This is a genomic window from Mesorhizobium sp. M0571 (assembly GCF_040320985.1).
GTDB lineage: Bacteria > Pseudomonadota > Alphaproteobacteria > Rhizobiales > Rhizobiaceae > Mesorhizobium.
This window is the reverse complement of the sequence record NZ_JAMYQT010000007.1, coordinates 84,795-102,028: the sequence shown is the minus strand read 5'-3', so window position 1 is coordinate 102,028 and position 17,234 is coordinate 84,795. Positions and strand designations below refer to the sequence as shown.

Annotated in this window: 13 protein-coding genes; 11 read left to right on the top strand and 2 right to left on the bottom strand. The window is 63.0% G+C overall.

Going from position 1 to position 17,234, the window contains the following annotated elements:
- Window positions 1-19: 19 nt before the first annotated feature.
- Both mepK and NKI85_RS11205 read right to left on the bottom strand, forming a co-directional pair.
- Entirely contained in the window at window positions 20-1,858 is a 1,839-nt protein-coding gene (gene mepK / locus NKI85_RS11210; protein WP_352776745.1) for a peptidoglycan L,D-endopeptidase MepK, read from the bottom strand.
- Window positions 1,859-2,217: 359 nt separating this feature from the next.
- On the bottom strand, window positions 2,218-3,780 hold the full coding sequence (locus NKI85_RS11205; RefSeq protein ID WP_352524597.1) for a sigma-54-dependent transcriptional regulator: 1,563 nt from the start codon (window positions 3,778-3,780) through the stop codon (window positions 2,218-2,220).
- 152 nt (window positions 3,781-3,932) lie between these two features.
- Here NKI85_RS11205 and NKI85_RS11200 point away from each other — a divergent pair, with 152 nt between their 5' ends.
- The 11 genes from NKI85_RS11200 (at window position 3,933) to hemH (ending at window position 17,101) form a co-directional block, all read left to right on the top strand.
- Window positions 3,933-5,768 (top strand): M3 family oligoendopeptidase, encoded by a 1,836-nt coding sequence (locus tag NKI85_RS11200; protein WP_352524598.1) that lies wholly within the window; start codon window positions 3,933-3,935, stop codon window positions 5,766-5,768.
- 372 nt (window positions 5,769-6,140) lie between these two features.
- Window positions 6,141-6,947: a helix-hairpin-helix domain-containing protein gene (locus NKI85_RS11195; RefSeq protein WP_352524600.1), complete on the top strand. Its 807-nt coding sequence runs from the start codon at window positions 6,141-6,143 to the stop codon at window positions 6,945-6,947.
- A 170-nt stretch (window positions 6,948-7,117) separates the two neighbouring features.
- A complete protein-coding gene (locus NKI85_RS11190) occupies window positions 7,118-8,278 on the top strand; it encodes an aminodeoxychorismate synthase component I (protein ID WP_352524602.1) in 1,161 nt (386 codons plus the stop codon).
- On the top strand, window positions 8,227-8,889 hold the full coding sequence (locus tag NKI85_RS11185) for an aminotransferase class IV family protein (RefSeq protein ID WP_352524604.1): 663 nt from the start codon (window positions 8,227-8,229) through the stop codon (window positions 8,887-8,889). Before NKI85_RS11190 ends, NKI85_RS11185 begins: the two co-directional genes overlap by 52 nt.
- Window positions 8,890-8,908: 19 nt before the next feature.
- Complete coding sequence (locus NKI85_RS11180; protein ID WP_352524605.1) at window positions 8,909-9,196, top strand: YciI family protein; 288 nt, start codon at window positions 8,909-8,911, stop codon at window positions 9,194-9,196.
- Window positions 9,193-10,149 (top strand): heme-dependent oxidative N-demethylase family protein, encoded by a 957-nt coding sequence (locus NKI85_RS11175; RefSeq protein WP_352776744.1) that lies wholly within the window; start codon window positions 9,193-9,195, stop codon window positions 10,147-10,149. The genes NKI85_RS11180 and NKI85_RS11175 overlap by 4 nt, the downstream gene beginning before the upstream one ends.
- 16 nt (window positions 10,150-10,165) lie before the next feature.
- Window positions 10,166-11,371, top strand: a complete 1,206-nt coding sequence (locus NKI85_RS11170; RefSeq protein WP_352776743.1) for a hypothetical protein — start codon at window positions 10,166-10,168, stop codon at window positions 11,369-11,371.
- Window positions 11,372-11,493: 122 nt separating this feature from the next.
- A complete protein-coding gene (locus NKI85_RS11165) occupies window positions 11,494-12,939 on the top strand; it encodes a homospermidine synthase (protein ID WP_352524609.1) in 1,446 nt (481 codons plus the stop codon).
- 187 nt (window positions 12,940-13,126) lie between these two features.
- On the top strand, window positions 13,127-13,501 hold the full coding sequence (gene omp10, locus NKI85_RS11160; RefSeq protein WP_352524705.1) for an outer membrane lipoprotein Omp10: 375 nt from the start codon (window positions 13,127-13,129) through the stop codon (window positions 13,499-13,501).
- Between the two features lie 283 nt (window positions 13,502-13,784).
- Window positions 13,785-15,884, top strand: coding sequence for a 5'-nucleotidase C-terminal domain-containing protein (locus NKI85_RS11155; RefSeq protein WP_352776742.1), 2,100 nt, complete (start codon window positions 13,785-13,787; stop codon window positions 15,882-15,884).
- Between the two features lie 152 nt (window positions 15,885-16,036).
- A complete protein-coding gene (hemH, locus tag NKI85_RS11150; RefSeq protein ID WP_352524611.1) occupies window positions 16,037-17,101 on the top strand; it encodes a ferrochelatase in 1,065 nt (354 codons plus the stop codon).
- Window positions 17,102-17,234: the final 133 nt, after the last annotated feature.

The window sequence follows — 17,234 nt, the reverse complement described above, 5'->3', positions numbered from 1 at the left end:
AATGATGTTTGCCCAGCCGTTACTTGGTCTGGAATCGGGCCACCGACATGAACTTGACGGGCTTGCCGGTGAACCGATTGGCGTCGGCCATCTCGTTGCCTGGCTGGAAGCCTACGGTATAGACCTCACTCGGCGCCGTGCGGACGAAGTCGTAGGCGTAGCGCGGCGCCGTTGTGGCATCTGAAACGCTTGCGACATACTCGCCGCTGTGCAGCGCCCAACGGGCAGCCTGCGGCGCGGCAGCGACCACCACCGGCTTGGGGCCAGGTTTCAGGTCGTGGGCGGTGGGCCTGGGTTCCTTGCGTGTGGTCTTCACGCCCGCACCGATGACGGAAGCCGGATCGGAACCGGCCGGGCGGGCAACGATAGCCTCGCGCGGCGATGCGCCATCGTCGCTCGCCGGTTCCTCGAACACCGATGCTTGCTCGGAAAGCGAAGCGACCTGGTATTTGTCGGTCGCGCTGACCCGCTCCAGAACGGCCTTGACCTCGTCGGGCTGGGAACTGTCGGGCCGCGCCGACGGCAATACCGAGAATGCGTCGGTGGCGGTGTTGCTCCGCTCGGTCGCACTCGCCAGCGCCAGCAACACTTGCTTGTCCTGCGGCGCAAAATCGGCCGGCGCAGCAGCGGCTGGCGTAAGATCGGCCGTCAGCGAATGATCGGGCCGCCAACTCGGCACGGGAATGTTGTTGGCCGCGACCTGCACCGGATCGGCGACAGCGGACGGTGCCGCCGAGCCAAAAGGAACACTTGCCGGGGCCTGCGCGGTTGCCACCGCCTGTTCGGTGGACCCAGTCGCGTCCGCCACCCCGAACGGAATGTTTTCAGGCGGTTGGGCGCCGATGTCGGCCTTCGGGCGCGGAGCAAAATCAGGCAGCGGGATGCTGCGCGCCGGCAATGCCGCGATGATCGTCTCCGGCGTGTCATTCTCCGGTTCGGGCGCAGGCGCCGGAGCATCGGCGACTTCCGGAATCGCGGCGCGCTTGGCATCCTGAGGCGCCACGATGGCGATGCCAGGCAGGTTGTTGCTCTTGGCGGCCGGCGCCGGCTTCACGTTGCGAGGCTTTGGCGCTGGCTCGGCCATCGCCACATCGGCGCTGTCGTCCGCCTCGTCGTCGCCGCCGCCGAAGAAGGCCGCCAGGAAACCGCGGGATTTTTTGCCACCGCCGCTTGCGCTGGCCAGTTCGATGGCCGGCGCGCCGGCGCCCTTGCGGGCCTTGTAGGAGGCGAGCGCCTGTTGATAGCCAGGCAGCGGCTTGCCGTCGCTCGGCACATGCAGCGTCTTGCCGTTGGGGAACACGCGCGCCAGTTCCTGGCGGCTGATGCCGGGCCAGTGGCGCACATTGCCGACATCCATATGCACGAAGGGCGAGCCGGAGCTGGGATAGTAGCCGACGCCGCCGCCCTGCATTCTGAGGCCGATGTCGCGCAGCTTCTTCAGCGGCACGCCGGGAATGTAGAAATCCATCGCCCTGCCGAGCATGTGCTGACTCTTCTCGGCGACGCCCCTGCTGCGGCTGCGCAGCATCGAATTCGTCGACGGCGAACGATAGCCGCAAACGACCTGGATGTAGTCGGTTGCGCCGCTCTCCCGATAAGCCTCCCAGACCAGGTCCAGCAGGCGCGGATCCATCTTGGTCGGCTCGTTACGACGCCAGTCGCGCAGGATGATGTTGATCTTTCGCAAGCCCGCCTGGTCGTAGCGGCCATTGCGCTTGTAGACGATCTCCGCCTTTTCATGCGTGTGGAGATGATAGAGCTTCAGCGAACGTGTCTCGGCGCTGGCGCCGGTTGCCGCCGCTGCAAGGAACCCGACGGCAACAATCACCGCTGCCAGCCATCTCGGCCAGACGCTCATGTGATAATGCCGCCCGTTTTTGTGTCGTTCGATTCTGTTCAAATCAAAAGGCCTTGCAGGCTGCCGTTTTGTCCCCGGATTTGACCAAACGGATGCGTGGTGTGTGCATCCGAATATCGATCCTAATGGTTAATCATCGCTTATTGAAGCCGAAATGCGGTAACACGGTGGCGATATCCCGCCAAAAATATTGCGCCGGATATCTTGGTAAACCGCTGGTTTAGATCATGTTTCGGCGCTTGCCCGAAACACGATCTGTTACCGTCCGCCTTAATACGTGAACGCTACGGCGAACACCTCGTTTCAAGGCGCAATTGCTTCGAATGATGTCCGGATGACAATCGGCTTGGCCCTGTGCCTCAGGAAGCGAGCCGCTCGACGCGGCCGGTTTCCGGGTCGATGCCGTATTCCTTGAGCTTGCGGTAGAGCGTCGACCGGCCGATGCCGAGGCGGCGGGCGACCTCACTCATCTGGCCATTATAGTGGTCGATGGCGAGCTTGATCATTTCGAGTTCGACGTCGGCCAGCGCACGCACATTGCCGCGCTCGTCGAGCGCCCGCAGCGTGCCGAAGCGCGGCCTGGCCAGCGCATCGGGTTCGGCCGCGGCGATGCCGCAGGCGGCCGGTATGCTGTCACGCGACTGGCTGCCCGCAGGCAATCCCGAACCTGGCAATCCGGAAGCTGGCAACCCGGAAGCTGGCAGCGCGACGTCCGCATCGAGATTGACCGTGCCCTCGACCTGCGCCCGGATCTGCGGGAATTCTTCTTCGGTCAGCATGTCGCCTTCGGCGAGCACCGAAGCCCTGAAGACGGCGTTTTCGAGCTGCCTTATATTGCCCGGCCAGTCATAGGCCTGCAGCATGGCGAGCGCCGCAGCCGAGATGCCCCGCAGCCGGCGACGCGGGTCAGTGGGCGCCACCTTCTCCATGAAGTGCTCGACCAGATAGGGGATGTCGTCGCGACGGTCGCGCAATGGCGGCACGACGATCGGGTAGACGTTCAGCCGATAGAACAGATCCTCGCGAAACTTGCCGTCCTTGACCTGCTGCAGCAGGTTGCGATGGGTTGCCGAGATCAGCCTGATGTCGACCCTGACGGTCGAGCGCCCGCCGACCGGATCGACCTCGCCGTCCTGCACGGCGCGCAACAGCTTGACCTGCACATCAAGCGGCAGGTCGCCGATTTCGTCGAGAAACAGCGTGCCGGAATGCGCTTCGACGAACTTGCCGGTGTGTTTTTCGGTGGCGCCGGTGAACGAGCCCTTCTCGTGACCGAACAGGATCGATTCGACCAGATTGTCGGGAATGGCGCCGCAATTGACGGTGACGAAGGGTCTCGAGCGGCGGTCGCCGCTGCCCTGGATGGCGCGCGCCACCAGCTCCTTGCCGACTCCGGATTCGCCCTCGATCAGGATCGGGATGTTGGACGCCGCCGCCTTGCGGCCGAGCCGGATCACCCGGTCCATCGCCGGGCTGTGGGTGATCATGTCCTTGAACGTCAGATGGCCGCCGCGCTGCCGTGACGAGCGCTTCACTTCGCCTTCGAGCGCTTCGACCTTGAGCGCGTTGCCGATCGACGCCTGCAGCCTGTCGGGCGAGGCCGGCTTGACGACGAAGTCGAAGGCGCCGTGGCGCATTGCCGAAACGACGGTTTCGATGCCGCCCTGCGCGGTCTGCACGATGACGGGAATGTGGATGCCGCGCTCGCGCATCGCCTTCAGCACGCCGATGCCGTCGAGGCCGGGCATCATCAGGTCGAGGATGACCACCGAGACGTCGCGCGCATTGGGCCCGTCGACGAGATCGAGACCGGCCTCCCCGCCATCGGCGACGATCGCCGTGTGGCCGAATTTCGTCACCGCCGCCTCGAGCAGCCTGCGCTGCACCGGATCGTCATCGACTATGAGTATGGAAGCTGCCATGACTGATCCGACCGTGCCCGCCCGAGAATGCGCCCTATGGATCATCTTGGCACAGGGTTCTAAATAAGGTTTCAAAAAACCCGGTGAACGAATTCCTTAGGATTTGACCGGCTTCTCGTTTCCTCGAATTTTCGTGTCTGGAAGGATCGGCAATGCGCATGGTTTTTGCTCGAAAGCTGGCGGCGGCGTCCGGTCAGGGCGTGGCGGAGCTTGGCGATCTGCCGGAATGGAATCTGGCCGATCTCTATTCGGGCATGGAAGCGCCCGAACTGAAGCGCGACATCGCCAAGGCCGCCGCCGATGCCATCGCCTTCGAGAGCCGTTGGAAAGGCACGCTCGCCGCCGAGGCCGGGCGTGGCAGCACCGGCAGGCTGGGCGAGGCGCTTCAGGCCTATGAAGCGCTGGAGGAGCTGATCGGCCGGATCGTCTCCTATGCCGGGCTTATCTATGCCGGCAACACGTCGGATCCGCAGCGCGCCAAGCTCTATGGCGATATCCAGGAAAAGATGACCGATGCCAGCGCGCACCTGCTGTTTTTCGCGCTCGAGCTGAACCTCATCGACGATAGCGCGATCGAAAACGCACTCGCCGCCGATCCGGCCTTCGCCCACTACCGGCCTTGGGTGCTCGATCTGCGCAAGGACAAGCCCTATCAGCTCGAAGACCGCATCGAGCAACTCTTCCATGAGAAGTCGATTACCGGGCGCGGGGCCTGGAACCGCCTGTTCGACGAGACGATGACCGACTTGCGCTTCGACGTCGACGGCGAGGAGCTGACGCTGGAGCCGGCGCTCAATCGCCTGCAGGACGCCGATGGCGAGGTTCGCCGCCGGGCGTCCGAGGCGCTGGCCGCCACCTTTCGGCAGAATTTGCGCGTCTTCACGCTGGTCACCAACACGCTGGCCAAGGACAAGGAGATCTCCGACCGCTGGCGCGGCTTCGAGGACATTGCCGATTCCCGCCACCTCGCCAATCGCGTCGAACGCAGCGTCGTGGATGCACTCGCCGCCGCCGTTCGCGACGCCTATCCGCGCCTGTCGCATCGCTATTACGCGATGAAGGCGCGCTGGCTCGGCATGGAGGTGATGAACCATTGGGACCGCAACGCGCCCCTGCCGGAGACCCCGCAGGCAGTCATCGGCTGGGACGAGGCCAAGAACACCGTGCTTTCCGCCTACCAGCGCTTTTCGCCCGACATGGCGGAGATCGCGAGAACTTTCTTCGACCGCAACTGGATCGATGCACCGGTGAGACCCGGCAAATCGCCCGGCGCCTTCGCGCATCCGACCGTGCCTTCGGCGCATCCCTATGTGCTGTTGAACTATATGGGCAAGCCGCGCGACGTGATGACGCTGGCGCACGAGCTCGGCCATGGCGTGCATCAGGTGCTGGCCGGCGGCCAGGGTGCCTTGATGGCGTCGACGCCGCTGACATTGGCCGAAACCGCATCGGTCTTCGGCGAGATGCTGACCTTCCGCTCGCTGCTCGAGCAGACCACCGACAAACGCGAGCGCAAGGCCATGCTCGCGCAGAAGGTCGAGGACATGATCAACACGGTCGTGCGCCAGATCGCCTTCTATGAGTTCGAGCGCAAGGTGCATGCCGAGCGCAAGAGCGGCGAATTGACCTCCGACAGGCTCGGCCAGTTCTGGCTGGAAGTGCAGGCGGAAAGCCTCGGGCCGGCGATCAAGCTGCGCGAGGGGTATGAGGTTTTCTGGACCTATATCCCGCACTTCATCCACTCGCCTTTTTATGTCTATGCCTATGCATTCGGCGATTGTCTGGTGAACTCACTCTACGCGGTCTACCAGAACGCGGAGCGCGGCTTTCAGGAGAAATATTTTGCCATGCTGCGCGCCGGCGGCACCAAGCATCATTCCGAGCTTCTGGCGCCGTTCGGCCTTGACGCGGCCGACCCTGCCTTCTGGCAGATCGGGCTTGGCGTGATCAGCGGACTGATCGACGAGCTGGAAGCACTGGACAATTGATGCGCAACACCGGGTGACCGGGTTTTCCAGAACAGTTTAGCTGCAATGCATATTGGCGATGGTTCTATTCTTGTCTTGGATATTTGTTCTTAAATAACTTTCCATGGAAGTTTTCCGTTAGATTCCCGTAAGCTGTATGATAGCGTCCGCCCTCAAGCTCAGCCGGGCACGAATGGGTCAGGTCGGAAAATCCCGACCGGTCATGGCGTGTCGGCGGATGCGACAACGGCTGTTGGCTAGGGGCAAACCGGTCGCCGACAGCTCGATCGAAGCCGGCTGTTCTGCAAATTGCGGAACCACCATCGAATGGTCCTTCGCTGAGGTCATGGCTCCAGGCCAGGGCGGACGGATCGGACTGGAGAGAGAAAGACAATGAGCACTTTTTTCTACATGCTCCTGGCGTTCCTGGTAGGTGTGTTGGTTGGCTGGTTCATTTGGGGACGCCTGCGTGGCGAGCTCGACAGTTTGCGCGGCGATCTCGACCGCACGCGCAGCGAACGCGACAGATTGCGGGCCGATAGCGACCGTCTGACCGGTGAGTTGGATGCATGCGGCCGCGCCCGCGCCGACCTCGAGCGCCGGCTGGGCGAGGCGCCAGCCGCCCAAGCGCCAAGCGCCAAGATGCAACCCGCCAAGACGCAGACCACCGCCAAGGCCGGCGCGACCAAAGCAGCGATCCAGGCGCCGTCAACCCTGATGTCGACATCCGCGCCGGCCAAACCGGCGCCGAAGAAATCCGCGGCGGCCGCGACCATGCCACGCGCAAGTGCCGCGAAACCGGCAACGCCGAAACCGCCTGCATCGAAAGCGAGCGCCGCACCCAAGATCGCGCCAGCGGCAAAAAAGACTGCGCCAGCGGCAAACAAAGCTGCGCCAGCGGCAAAGAAAGCCGCGACCGGCAAGGTAACAGCCGCAGCAGCCGGCAACGCCAACGATCTGCGTCGCCTGATCGGCATCGGCCCGACCAACGAGCGGCTGCTCAAAGGGCTTGGGGTCACGACCTACGCCCAGATCGCCGCCTGGACGCCCGACGACGTCAGGCGGATCGAGGCGACGTTGAATTTCGACGGCCGCATCGAACGTGAACGCTGGATCGAGCAGGCGAAACTGCTTGCCGCCGGCGACGAAAAGGAATTTGTGCGCCGCTTCCCGACCGCGGGGGAAGCCAGCAACACCTGATCCATCCCGGGACGGCATTTGGAACAAGGCGGCGCCCCTCGGGCGTCGCTTTTGTTTTTGCAGCCGCGCCTTTGCGTCTTGAGACGCCGTTCCCTCGATTGCGCACGGTCGAGCCCCCATATAGATCGATCGCTGGCGACCGCAGCATCCGAGCCTAATGTCCCTGCCCCATGTCCCTGCCTTCTGCAATATTCCGGAACGACGAGAGCGCGCGTCAGCTCGTTTTCGACCGGCCGGCCGAGATCATCGCGGCGCATAGCGAGCGGGACTTTTTGCCGGCGCTGGAAGCCGCGCAGGCCGCACATGACGGCGGCAAATGGCTGGCCGGCTATTTCTCCTACGAGGCCGGCTACCTGCTTGAGCCGAAGCTCGTTCCGCTGCTGCCGGCCGGCCGCCGCGCTCCGCTTTTCTGCCTGGGCGTGTTCGACGCGCCGGTCGAAGAGACGGTCGCGCCAGGTGATCTGCCGGCGACCAACGGCCCGATCTTCGATGCCCCAATCTTTGACGCCAAGGCGGTCTGGTCCTCGGACGACTACGCCAAACGCTTTGCCAGGCTGCACGATCATATTCGCAAGGGCGACTGCTACCAGGGCAATCTCACCTTTCCGGTCCACGCGCACTGGTCCGGCGATCCGCTGGCCGCCTTCGATGCGCTGACCGAACGCCAGCCGGTGAAGTATGGCGCGCTGGTCGCACTCGGCGAGCCGATCGTCTTGTCGCGTTCGCCGGAACTGTTTTTCGAGGTCGACGCCGAAGGCATGATCGAGACGCATCCGATGAAAGGCACCGCGCCGCGCGGCGCCACCAAGGCAGAGGACGATCGCCTGAAAACGTTCTTGCGCAACGACGAGAAGAACCAGGCCGAGAACCGGATGATCGTCGATCTCCTGCGTAATGACATTTCGCTGATCAGCGAGGTTGGCACGCTCGACGTTCCGGAGCTTTTCCGCATCGAGAGCTACCCGACCGTCCACCAGATGGTGAGCCGTGTACGGGCGACGCTTTTGCCCGGCCTCTCCATCCGCCAGATCTTCGCTGCGCTGTTTCCCTGCGGCTCGATTACCGGCGCACCGAAAATCCGCGCCATGGAGATCCTGCGTGATCTGGAAGGTGGGCCGCGCGACGTCTATTGCGGCGCCATAGGCTGGATCGCGCCCGGCGGCCGGATGCGCTTTTCCGTGGCGATCCGCACCATCTCGCTCTTTGCCGATGGCGAGGCCGTCTACAATGTCGGCGGTGGTGTCGTCTTCGATTCGACGGCCGAGGAGGAGTACCAGGAGTGTCTGCTGAAAGCCCGTTTCGCGACGGGAACACCGCCGATTTCGAACTGATCGAAACCATGCGCTGGGAACCCGGCTCGGGTTTCCTCCGTTTCGATCGCCATCTCGCGCGGCTTTACGGCTCAGCAAGCGAGCTCGGCTTCGCCTGCGACCCGCAAAGGGTCGGCGAAGCACTGATGAATGCGGTCGGCCGCCAGCAGATCGTGTTGCGCACCCGCTTGGCCCTGTCGCGCAGTGGCGAAGTAGCGGTTTCGGTGCAGCCCTACGAGCCGCTCGCCGCCGACAAGGTCTGGACCCTGCAGCTGGCGCGGGTGCGGCTCGCTTCGAGCGACATGCTGCTGCGCCACAAGACCAGCCGCCGACAAACCTATACGCGCGCCCGCGCCGAATATCTCGTCAGCCGGGCCGACGAGGTGCTGTTGGCCAATGAGCGCGGCGAAATCTGCGAGGGCACGATCACCAATGTCTTTGCCGATTTCGGCGACGGCGTGCTGGCGACGCCGCGGCTCGATTGCGGTCTGCTGCCTGGCGTCCTGCGCGGCGAACTGCTGGATCAAGGCCGCGCCCGTGAAGCGGTCTACACATGGAACGATCTGAAATCGGCCAAGGCGTTGTTCGTCGGCAACTCGCTGCGCGGATTGATCCCGGCAAGACTGGCATGATGCAAAGCGGGAGAATTGAATGTTCGTCGTTTCGCTGAACTACAAAGTGCCGCTGACCGAGATCGACCGCCTGCAGCAAGCGCATGTCGAATGGCTGAAGGCCTGCTACGCGGAAGGCATCCTTGTCGCCTCCGGGCCGAAGCGGCCAAGGACCGGCGGCATCATCATCGCGCGCGGTTCACGCGAGGTGCTCGATGCCAGACTGGCGGACGATCCCTTCGCCAAGGCAGGTGCCGCCGACTACGAAATCACCGAATTCACGGCGAGAATGGCCGCTGCCGCGCTGGAAGCCTACAAAGAAGCATGAGTTTCCGCCCCCCGACCCACACACCCTATGACGGCTCGTCGAAACTCTTCACCATCGGGCTGAAGCCGCTGGACCCGGCCGCGTGGATCGAAGCCGACGAATATCTGCTGCCCTACTTGGCCGAGAAACGCCGGCTTTATGCGGAAATTCCCGACAAGGTTTTTGTCGAGGAGCAAGGAACACGCGACGCTCAGCGCGAAGTGCTCGATCTGCTCGGTGCGCATCTGGCGGCGAACTTTCCCGGGGCCTACAGGCGCACCGACGAGGGGATCGAGGTGATCGGCGGCACCGACAATTTCGAGCGTGCAGGCACCGCAGGTCCTTTCAGCGATGCGCCGCTTGTCGCGGCCTCGCTGCTTGTCCAGGAGGATTTGATCCTGATGCGCCGCGACGAGAGCGGCTGGCGTCTGACCGCCGGCTCGCTCTGCTTCCCGTCGTCATGGTCGCTGATCGAAAAATTCGGCAAGCCGCTGCAGCAGATCCACGCGCCGGCACCGGGTTTCGGTCCAGGCACACGCCCGGCCGATCTCATCAACCGCATGTTCGACGGCCTCCAGGGCCAAGCCGTCGAGCGCTACAACTGGTCGATCCAGGCGGGCGACGCACTCTACCATCCGCTCTCCAACCTCGAACGCATCGACCGCGCCAGCAATCGTCCGTCGAGATTCCCGGACGGCGACATCGACGCCCATGCCTTTATCCGCGTCGAGCGGCAGACGCTGAGAAAGCTCCCCGTCTCGGGCGACATACTCTTCACCATCCGCATCCATCTCGACCCGCTCGCCGTGCTGGGGCGCCACCGCGACCGCGCGGCGCTCGCAGCGTCCTTGGCCGAACAGCTTCTGGCGTTGGACGAGGCACAGCTCGACTATAAGGGCCTGACAGCCGACCGTGACCGGCTGACGGAACGACTGAAAATCATGGCTCGGGGGAACGATGATTCAGTATCTTAGCAGACAGGTCGCTCTCGTGGCTGCCATCCTCGGACTATCGACGGCAGCCGAGGCCGAGCCGGTGACTTATTCCGGCAAGCTCGGAAAGAGCGATATCGTCGTCGAGTTCACCGGCGATCCCGCGGCGCCCGACGGCCCGCTGGCCGGCCGCTATTTCTACCGCTCGAAGGGCGTCGACATCCCGCTGCAGGCCAGGTCGCAAAAGGGCAGCAAGTTCGAACTGGCCGAGGAGGAGGAATGCGGCGCCGACAATTGCGGCGACGGAAAGGTCGCGCCGATTGCCGCCGTCTGGCGCCTGGCCTCTTCCGATAGGGGCAAAACCCTCGAAGGCAGCTGGAACGGAAAGCAGGCGCTGTCGCTCAGATTGAAGCGGGTCGCAAGTCGGGAGGCGACCGACAGCGAGCCCGGCAGCCCGTTCGACCTCCATGACTTCAGCGATATGACGTTCTTCGCCGATGACACGCCGATCACCATGGAAACGTCCCCCTATGACTACCTGCGGCTGGATACTCCGCTCGATACCGGCGAGACGGCCGGTTGGCCGGATGCGACCTACCACTACGTCGTCGACCCGCGCACCAAATTTGCCACGCCATGGATCGTCCAACTGTCCGGCAATGTTCCGGTCACGGCCGCGAATGCTTTGCTGGAAGACAGACGCCGGCGCGCAAATCTCGGCGCGCTGAGCTGCGCGGCGAGGCAATATGCCGGTTTTAACGAAGTCGGCCCGATCGACGGCGGGGATGACGACACGCTCGGCGGCTATGAAGACAGCCAATCCCAAGTGACCTCGCTGACACCGCGGCTGATGAGCTGGCAGGAGTCCGGCAGTCTCTTTTGCGGCGGGGCACATCCGACCAATTATTCGGACGCCTACATCATGGATGTGCGCCGCGGGGTTCTGCTTGGCCTTCAGGACATATTCTCGGATACGGTAGATGGCAAGCCCGGTCCTTCCCTCGTGTCCTTCGTCAAGCAACGGCGCAAGAAACCGACCAATCAGAGCGATATTGATCACGAAGCCGAATGCGGCATGGACGATCTCATCGGCGAAAATTTGGCGGCCAGCCTCTGGCGTGAGGGCGACAAGCAGGTCCTGGTGTTCGGACTGCAGGGGTTGCCGCATGCCATCCAGGCCTGCGGCGACGATGTGCTGGAACTGCCGGTCTCAGAGGTACGTGACCTCTTCAAGCCGGAATTCGCAAGACTGGTCGAGCCGTAGCCGCATGGCGCGGCGCAATGCCGGCCGTCCCGCTTTTCGCTTTATTGTGACAATGATCTATGGTTTGTCGCGCCGCGGCCAAGCCGCTGTTCCAAAGCGTTTTTTGAGGGAGTAATCGACAAATGGCGAATGAAAACTGGCCCGTTTACGGTGAGATTACCGGCCCTGTCGTGATGATCGGCTTCGGCTCGATCGGACGGGGAACGCTGCCGCTGATCGAACGCCATTTCAAATTCGACAAGTCGCGCATGACGGTCATCGACCCGCGCGATACCGACCGCAAATTGCTCGACGAGCGCGGCATCACCTTCATGCAGGATGCAGTGACCAAAAAGAACTACAAGAAGCTACTGACGCCGCTTTTGACCAATGGCGGCGGCCAGGGCTTTTGCGTCAACCTGTCGGTCGACACCTCCTCGCTCGAGCTGATGAAGCTCTGCCGCAAGCTTGGCGTCCTCTATGTCGATACCGTGGTCGAGCCTTGGCTCGGCTTTTATTTCGACGACAAGGCCGACAACGCCTCACGCACCAATTATGCGCTGCGCGAGACCGTCCGCGCCGAAATCGCGAAGAACCCGGGCGGCACCACGGCGATCTCGTGCTGCGGCGCCAATCCGGGCATGGTCTCGTGGTTCGTCAAGCAGGCGCTGGTCAACCTCGCCACAGATCTTGGCCTCGACTTCTCGGAACCCGCCCAGCACGATCGCGAAGGCTGGGCCAGGCTGATGAAGAAGGCCGGCGTCAAGGGCATCCATATCGCCGAGCGCGACACCCAGCGCACCAAGAAGCCCAAGCCGATGAACGTGTTCTGGAACACCTGGTCGGTCGAAGGCTTCATTTCGGAAGGGCTGCAGCCGGCCGAGCTCGGCTGGGGCACGCATGAGGCGTGGATGCCGAAGAACGCCAAAAGCCACAAGAACGGTTCGAAGGCGGCGATCTATCTGGAGCAGCCCGGCGCCAATACACGCGTGCGCACATGGTGTCCGACGCCCGGCCCGCAATACGGTTTCCTGGTGACACACAACGAAGCGATCTCGATTGCCGATTTTTTCACGCTGCGCGGCAAGAAGGGCAAGGTGCAATACCGGCCGACCTGCCATTACGCCTATCATCCCTGCAACGACGCCGTGCTGTCGCTGCACGAGATGTTCGGTGTCGCCGGCAAGGCTCAACCCGTGCATCACGTGCTCGACGAAAACGAACTGGTCGATGGCATCGACGAACTGGGCGTGCTGCTCTACGGCCACGCCAAGAACGCCTACTGGTATGGCTCGCAACTGTCGTTGGCCGAGGCGCGCAAGCTGGCGCCCTACCAGAACGCCACCGGCATGCAGGTCACGTCGGCGGTGCTGGCCGGCATGGTCTGGGCGCTGGAAAATCCCGAGGCCGGCATCGTCGAGGCCGACGAGATGGATTACAAGCGCTGCCTCGACGTGCAGGGCCCCTATCTCGGGCCGATCAGGAGCTATTATACCGACTGGACACCGCTCGACAATCGGCCTGGTCTGTTTCCCGAGGACCTCGACACCAAAGACCCGTGGCAATTCCGCAACATCCTCGTTCGATAGCAGCTTTGCCTCGACGCTCCGCCAGCTTGCAATCGCCCGGAAATCGAGCGATTGAAGAGGGGCGGCCTAGAGCGACGTGCGTCCATTTGGACGCACAAAGTACGCTCTAGCACTTCGAATGTGCGCATCGTGCTTTCCGAAAATCGGATCGATTTTCGGGCCGATGTGAGAGGAGAGGATTTTGATGATGACGATTGCGCAAAGACTGCTTTCGGCTGGCATTGCCGCGGCCGCTACGGTCGCGTTGGCGGCCTGCACCACCACCGGCCCGAGCGAGCCGCCGGTGATCACGGCCAATGGGGTCGAAGGCTCCTGGATCGACGCGCAGGGCACGGGTTTGTCCACCTTCAAAGCCGGCAGTTTCGCGACCGTCGCCACCGACACCGGCCAGAAGCTTGCCGATGGCAGCTACACCATGACCGGCGGCACCTCGGTCGAGATCCATGGCACTTCGCTGATCCGCCAGACGCCGATCAGCTTCAACTGCCTGATGGTCTCCACCAGCCAGCTCAATTGCACCAGCGCGAGCGGGCAGAATTTTGTGCTGACCAGGCGCACCTGAAATTCGATTCCGAATTGACTTTGCAAAAGGCCGGCGGCTTCAAGCCGCCGTCTTTTTGCGCCGGCAAAGCTGATGCCGATTTCCGCTTGCATCGATTGAAACGCGATGTGAACATGGCCCGAGAGGGCTGTTACATCCCAGTCAAACAAGAGCGTTAAACGCGTGTGCGCATGACCCCGAAAATCGGAGTCGATTTTCGGAAAGGAATCAAAAATTGGTACAGCGTCCTTTGCGCGTCCCAAATGACGCGCGGCGCTGTACTCAGGTCACCCGGGAGACGAGAATGAAGAAGATCGCTGCCATCGCCGCGCTGTCGGCATCGGCGCTTGGCCTGTCGGCAGGGGTATCCTTTGCCGACTACACGCTGAACATCCTGCATATCAACGACTGGCACAGCCGCATCGAAAGCAACAACAAATACGAATCGACCTGCTCGGCCGAGGAGGAGACCAAGGGCGAATGCGTCGGCGGCGCCGCCCGCCTGATCACCGCGATCACCCAGGAGCGTAAGAAGCTGGAAGGCCAGAACGTACTGCTGCTCAGCGCCGGCGACAATTTCCAGGGCTCGCTCTTCTACACGACCTACAAGGGCAAGACGGAAGGCGAATTCCTCAACCAGATGAAATTCGATGCCGAGGCGCTCGGCAACCATGAGTTCGACGATGGCGAGTCGGCGCTGGCGCCGTTCCTCGACATGATTCAGTTTCCGGTGCTCGGCGCCAATGTGAAGGCCAATGCACAATCCAAGCTGGGCGACCGCGTCAAGCCGTCGATCGTGGTCGAGGTCGGCGGCCAGAAGATCGGCATCGTCGGCGCAGTCACCAACGACACGCCGGAGCTTGCCTCCCCGGGCCCGAACATCGCCATTGAGGACGACGTCAAGTCGATCACCGCCGAGGTCGAGAAACTGAAGGCGCAGGGCGTCAACAAGATTATCGCGGTCACCCATATCGGCTACAAGCGCGAGCGCGACGTGATCGCCAAGATCCCGGGCGTCGACGTGGTGGTCGGCGGCCACAGCCATTCGCTGCTGTCCAACACTGACCCCAAGGCGGAAGGCCCTTATCCGACGATGGTCGACAATCCGGACGGCTACAAAGTTCCGGTCGTGCAGGCGGCGTCCTATTCGAAATATCTCGGCGAGTTTAAGGTCGTGTTCGACGACAATGGCGTCGTCAAGGAGGCCAGCGGCGATCCCATCCATCTCGACAAATCGATCACGCCCGACCCCGCCGTGCTTGCCCGCATCAAGGAACTCGGCGCGCCGATCGAGGCCTTGAAGAACAAGGAAGTCGCCGAGACCACCAAGGCGATCGACGGCAGCCGCGAGAATTGCCGCGCCCGCGAATGCGAGATGGGCAATCTGGTCTCCGACGCCGTCCTCGACCGGGTCAAGGGCCAGGGTGTCGAGATCGTCATCTCGAATGGCGGCGGCTTGCGCGCCTCGATCGACCAGGGCACCGTCACCATGGGCGAGGTTCTCACCGTGCTGCCGTTTCAGAACACGCTGGCGACCTTCCAGATCTCCGGCAAGGATCTGGTTGCCGGCCTCGAAAGCGGCCTCAGCCAGGTCGAGGACGGCGCCGGACGCTTCCCACAGGTTGCCGGCTTGAAATATGCGTTCGACAAATCGGCGCCACCTAATGGACGCGTCAAATCGGTCGAAGTCATGGAAGGCGGCGCCTGGACGCCGATCAAGCCGGACAAGGATTACCTGGTCGCCACCAACAACTATGTCCGCCAAGGCGGCGACGGCTACAAGGTGTTCGCCGAGAAGGCCAAGAACGCCTATGATTACGGCCCGGGGCTGGAACAGGTCGTCGCCGATTATCTCGGCGCGCACCGGCCCTATACACCGAAGCTCGACGGCCGCATCACCGAAGTCGCAGCAGCGGCAGCCCCGGCCGCAGAACCCGCCAAACCGGCCCAACCTGTCGAGGCAGCGCCGGCAAAACCTGCTGAGCCGGCAATGCCCGAACTGCCGGCCGGTTCGGGCGACATTTCCAAAACGCCGCCGGCCGTCCCGGCTGAAACCGCGCCGGCAACACCCGCACCCGCCGAGCCGGTCCAGCCAGCGGCACCTGCTGCTCCGGCCACACCGGCCCCGGCAATCCCTGCTCCGGCTACCCCCGCTCCGGCTGGGGAACCGGCCAAGCCGGTCCCGAGTGAGCCGGCAAAACCAGCCGAACCCGCCAAGCCGGCTGAGGCAGCACCGGCCGAAAGCAGCCATGTGATCGTCGCCGGCGATACCTACTGGGATCTTGCGGTGAAGGCCTATGGCGACGGCACCAAATGGAAGGTGATCTCCGACGCCAACAAGGGATACGAGCCACGCCGGCTTCCGGTCGGTGCAACCTTGACCATCCCCGCGGCCTCGAAGTAGTTCATGCCGCAGGAATTCAATGCACCCGCCCGGCAAACCGGGCGGGTGCTGCATTTCCGGGATAAGGTGCGGCTAGACGCTGCATTTGAAAACCGGCGCGGCATCGCTACTTTCGCCGCGGCACCGCTGGTTTTGCGGTGTTGGAGAACCCCATGACGCTTGCCGGCCCCGTCGAGATCAATGCTGAGAAGACCGCCGCCTCGCTGTCGGCAGGACACTCTCCGGTCAAGACAGGTAAGGTCGGTGTCATGCTGATCAATCTCGGCACCCCCGACGGCACCGACTTCAAGCCGATGTGGCGCTATCTCCGGGAATTCCTGTCGGACCCGCGCGTCATCGAGCTCAACAAGGCGGTCTGGTATCCGATCCTCTATGGCCTGGTCCTCACCACCCGGCCGAAGAAGTCTGGCGCCAACTATGCCAGGATCTGGAATCGGGAGCGCAACGAGTCGCCGCTGCGCACCTATACCCGCGCCCAGGCCGAGAAGCTCGGGCTTGCGCTCGGCGATCTACCCAACGTCGTCGTCGACTGGGCGATGCGCTACGGCAACCCGTCGACCGAAAGCGTGGCCAAGAGACTGGTCGAACAGGGCTGCGACCGCATTCTTTCTTTCCCGCTCTATCCGCAATATTCGGCGACGACGACTGCAACCGCCAACGACCAGCTGTTTCGCGTGCTGATGAAGATGCGCCGCGCCCCGGCCATCCGCAGCGTACCGCCCTATTACGACGAGCCGGCCTATATCGAAGCTCTCGCCCGTTCGATCGAACAGCATCTGGCGAGCCTCGACTTCGAACCGGAAATTGTCATCGCCTCCTATCACGGCATTCCGAGACCCTATTCCGACAAAGGAGATCCCTACCAAGCCCATTGCCTCGAGACGACGCGGCTGTTGCGCGAAAAGCTCGGCTGGGACGAGAAGAAGCTGATCACCACCTTCCAGTCGCGCTTCGGCGCGCAGGAATGGCTGCAGCCCTACACCGACAAGACGGTCGAACGACTGGGACGCGAAGGCGTGAAATCGCTAGCCATCGTCAATCCGGGCTTTTCCGTCGACTGCATCGAGACGCTGGACGAGATCGGCAGGGAGGCGGCAGAGATCTTCCATCATGCCGGCGGCGAGAAGTTCGCGCACATCCCCTGCCTCAACGACCGTCCCGAGGGCATGGCGGTGATCGAGGCAATGGTGCGGCGCGAACTGTCCGGCTGGGCCTGAACGGATCGCCGCAGCCGTCTATGCACCGCCAATGCATGATCACCTGATTGTAACATTGCTGAAACACACTTAAGTGTTTGTTGAAGTCGGCCGCGTGGGAATGTCCTATGCGGCCGGCCTTTGAGGGAGAGCC

Bases quoted from the DNA above. Each gene is read 5' to 3' on its own strand.
- NKI85_RS11155 (WP_352776742.1), top strand. From the start codon at position 13,785: ATGAAGAAGATCGCTGCCATCGCCGCGCTGTCGGCATCGGCGCTTGGC.
- NKI85_RS11180 (WP_352524605.1), top strand. From the start codon at position 8,909: ATGTTCGTCGTTTCGCTGAACTACAAAGTGCCGCTGACCGAGATCGAC.
- hemH (WP_352524611.1), top strand. From the start codon at position 16,037: ATGACGCTTGCCGGCCCCGTCGAGATCAATGCTGAGAAGACCGCCGCC.
- NKI85_RS11195 (WP_352524600.1), top strand. From the start codon at position 6,141: ATGAGCACTTTTTTCTACATGCTCCTGGCGTTCCTGGTAGGTGTGTTG.
- NKI85_RS11190 (WP_352524602.1), top strand. From the start codon at position 7,118: ATGTCCCTGCCTTCTGCAATATTCCGGAACGACGAGAGCGCGCGTCAG.
- omp10 (WP_352524705.1), top strand. From the start codon at position 13,127: ATGACGATTGCGCAAAGACTGCTTTCGGCTGGCATTGCCGCGGCCGCT.
- NKI85_RS11175 (WP_352776744.1), top strand. From the start codon at position 9,193: ATGAGTTTCCGCCCCCCGACCCACACACCCTATGACGGCTCGTCGAAA.
- NKI85_RS11205 (WP_352524597.1), bottom strand. From the start codon at position 3,780: ATGGCAGCTTCCATACTCATAGTCGATGACGATCCGGTGCAGCGCAGG.
- mepK (WP_352776745.1), bottom strand. From the start codon at position 1,858: ATGAGCGTCTGGCCGAGATGGCTGGCAGCGGTGATTGTTGCCGTCGGG.
- NKI85_RS11200 (WP_352524598.1), top strand. From the start codon at position 3,933: ATGCGCATGGTTTTTGCTCGAAAGCTGGCGGCGGCGTCCGGTCAGGGC.
- NKI85_RS11165 (WP_352524609.1), top strand. From the start codon at position 11,494: ATGGCGAATGAAAACTGGCCCGTTTACGGTGAGATTACCGGCCCTGTC.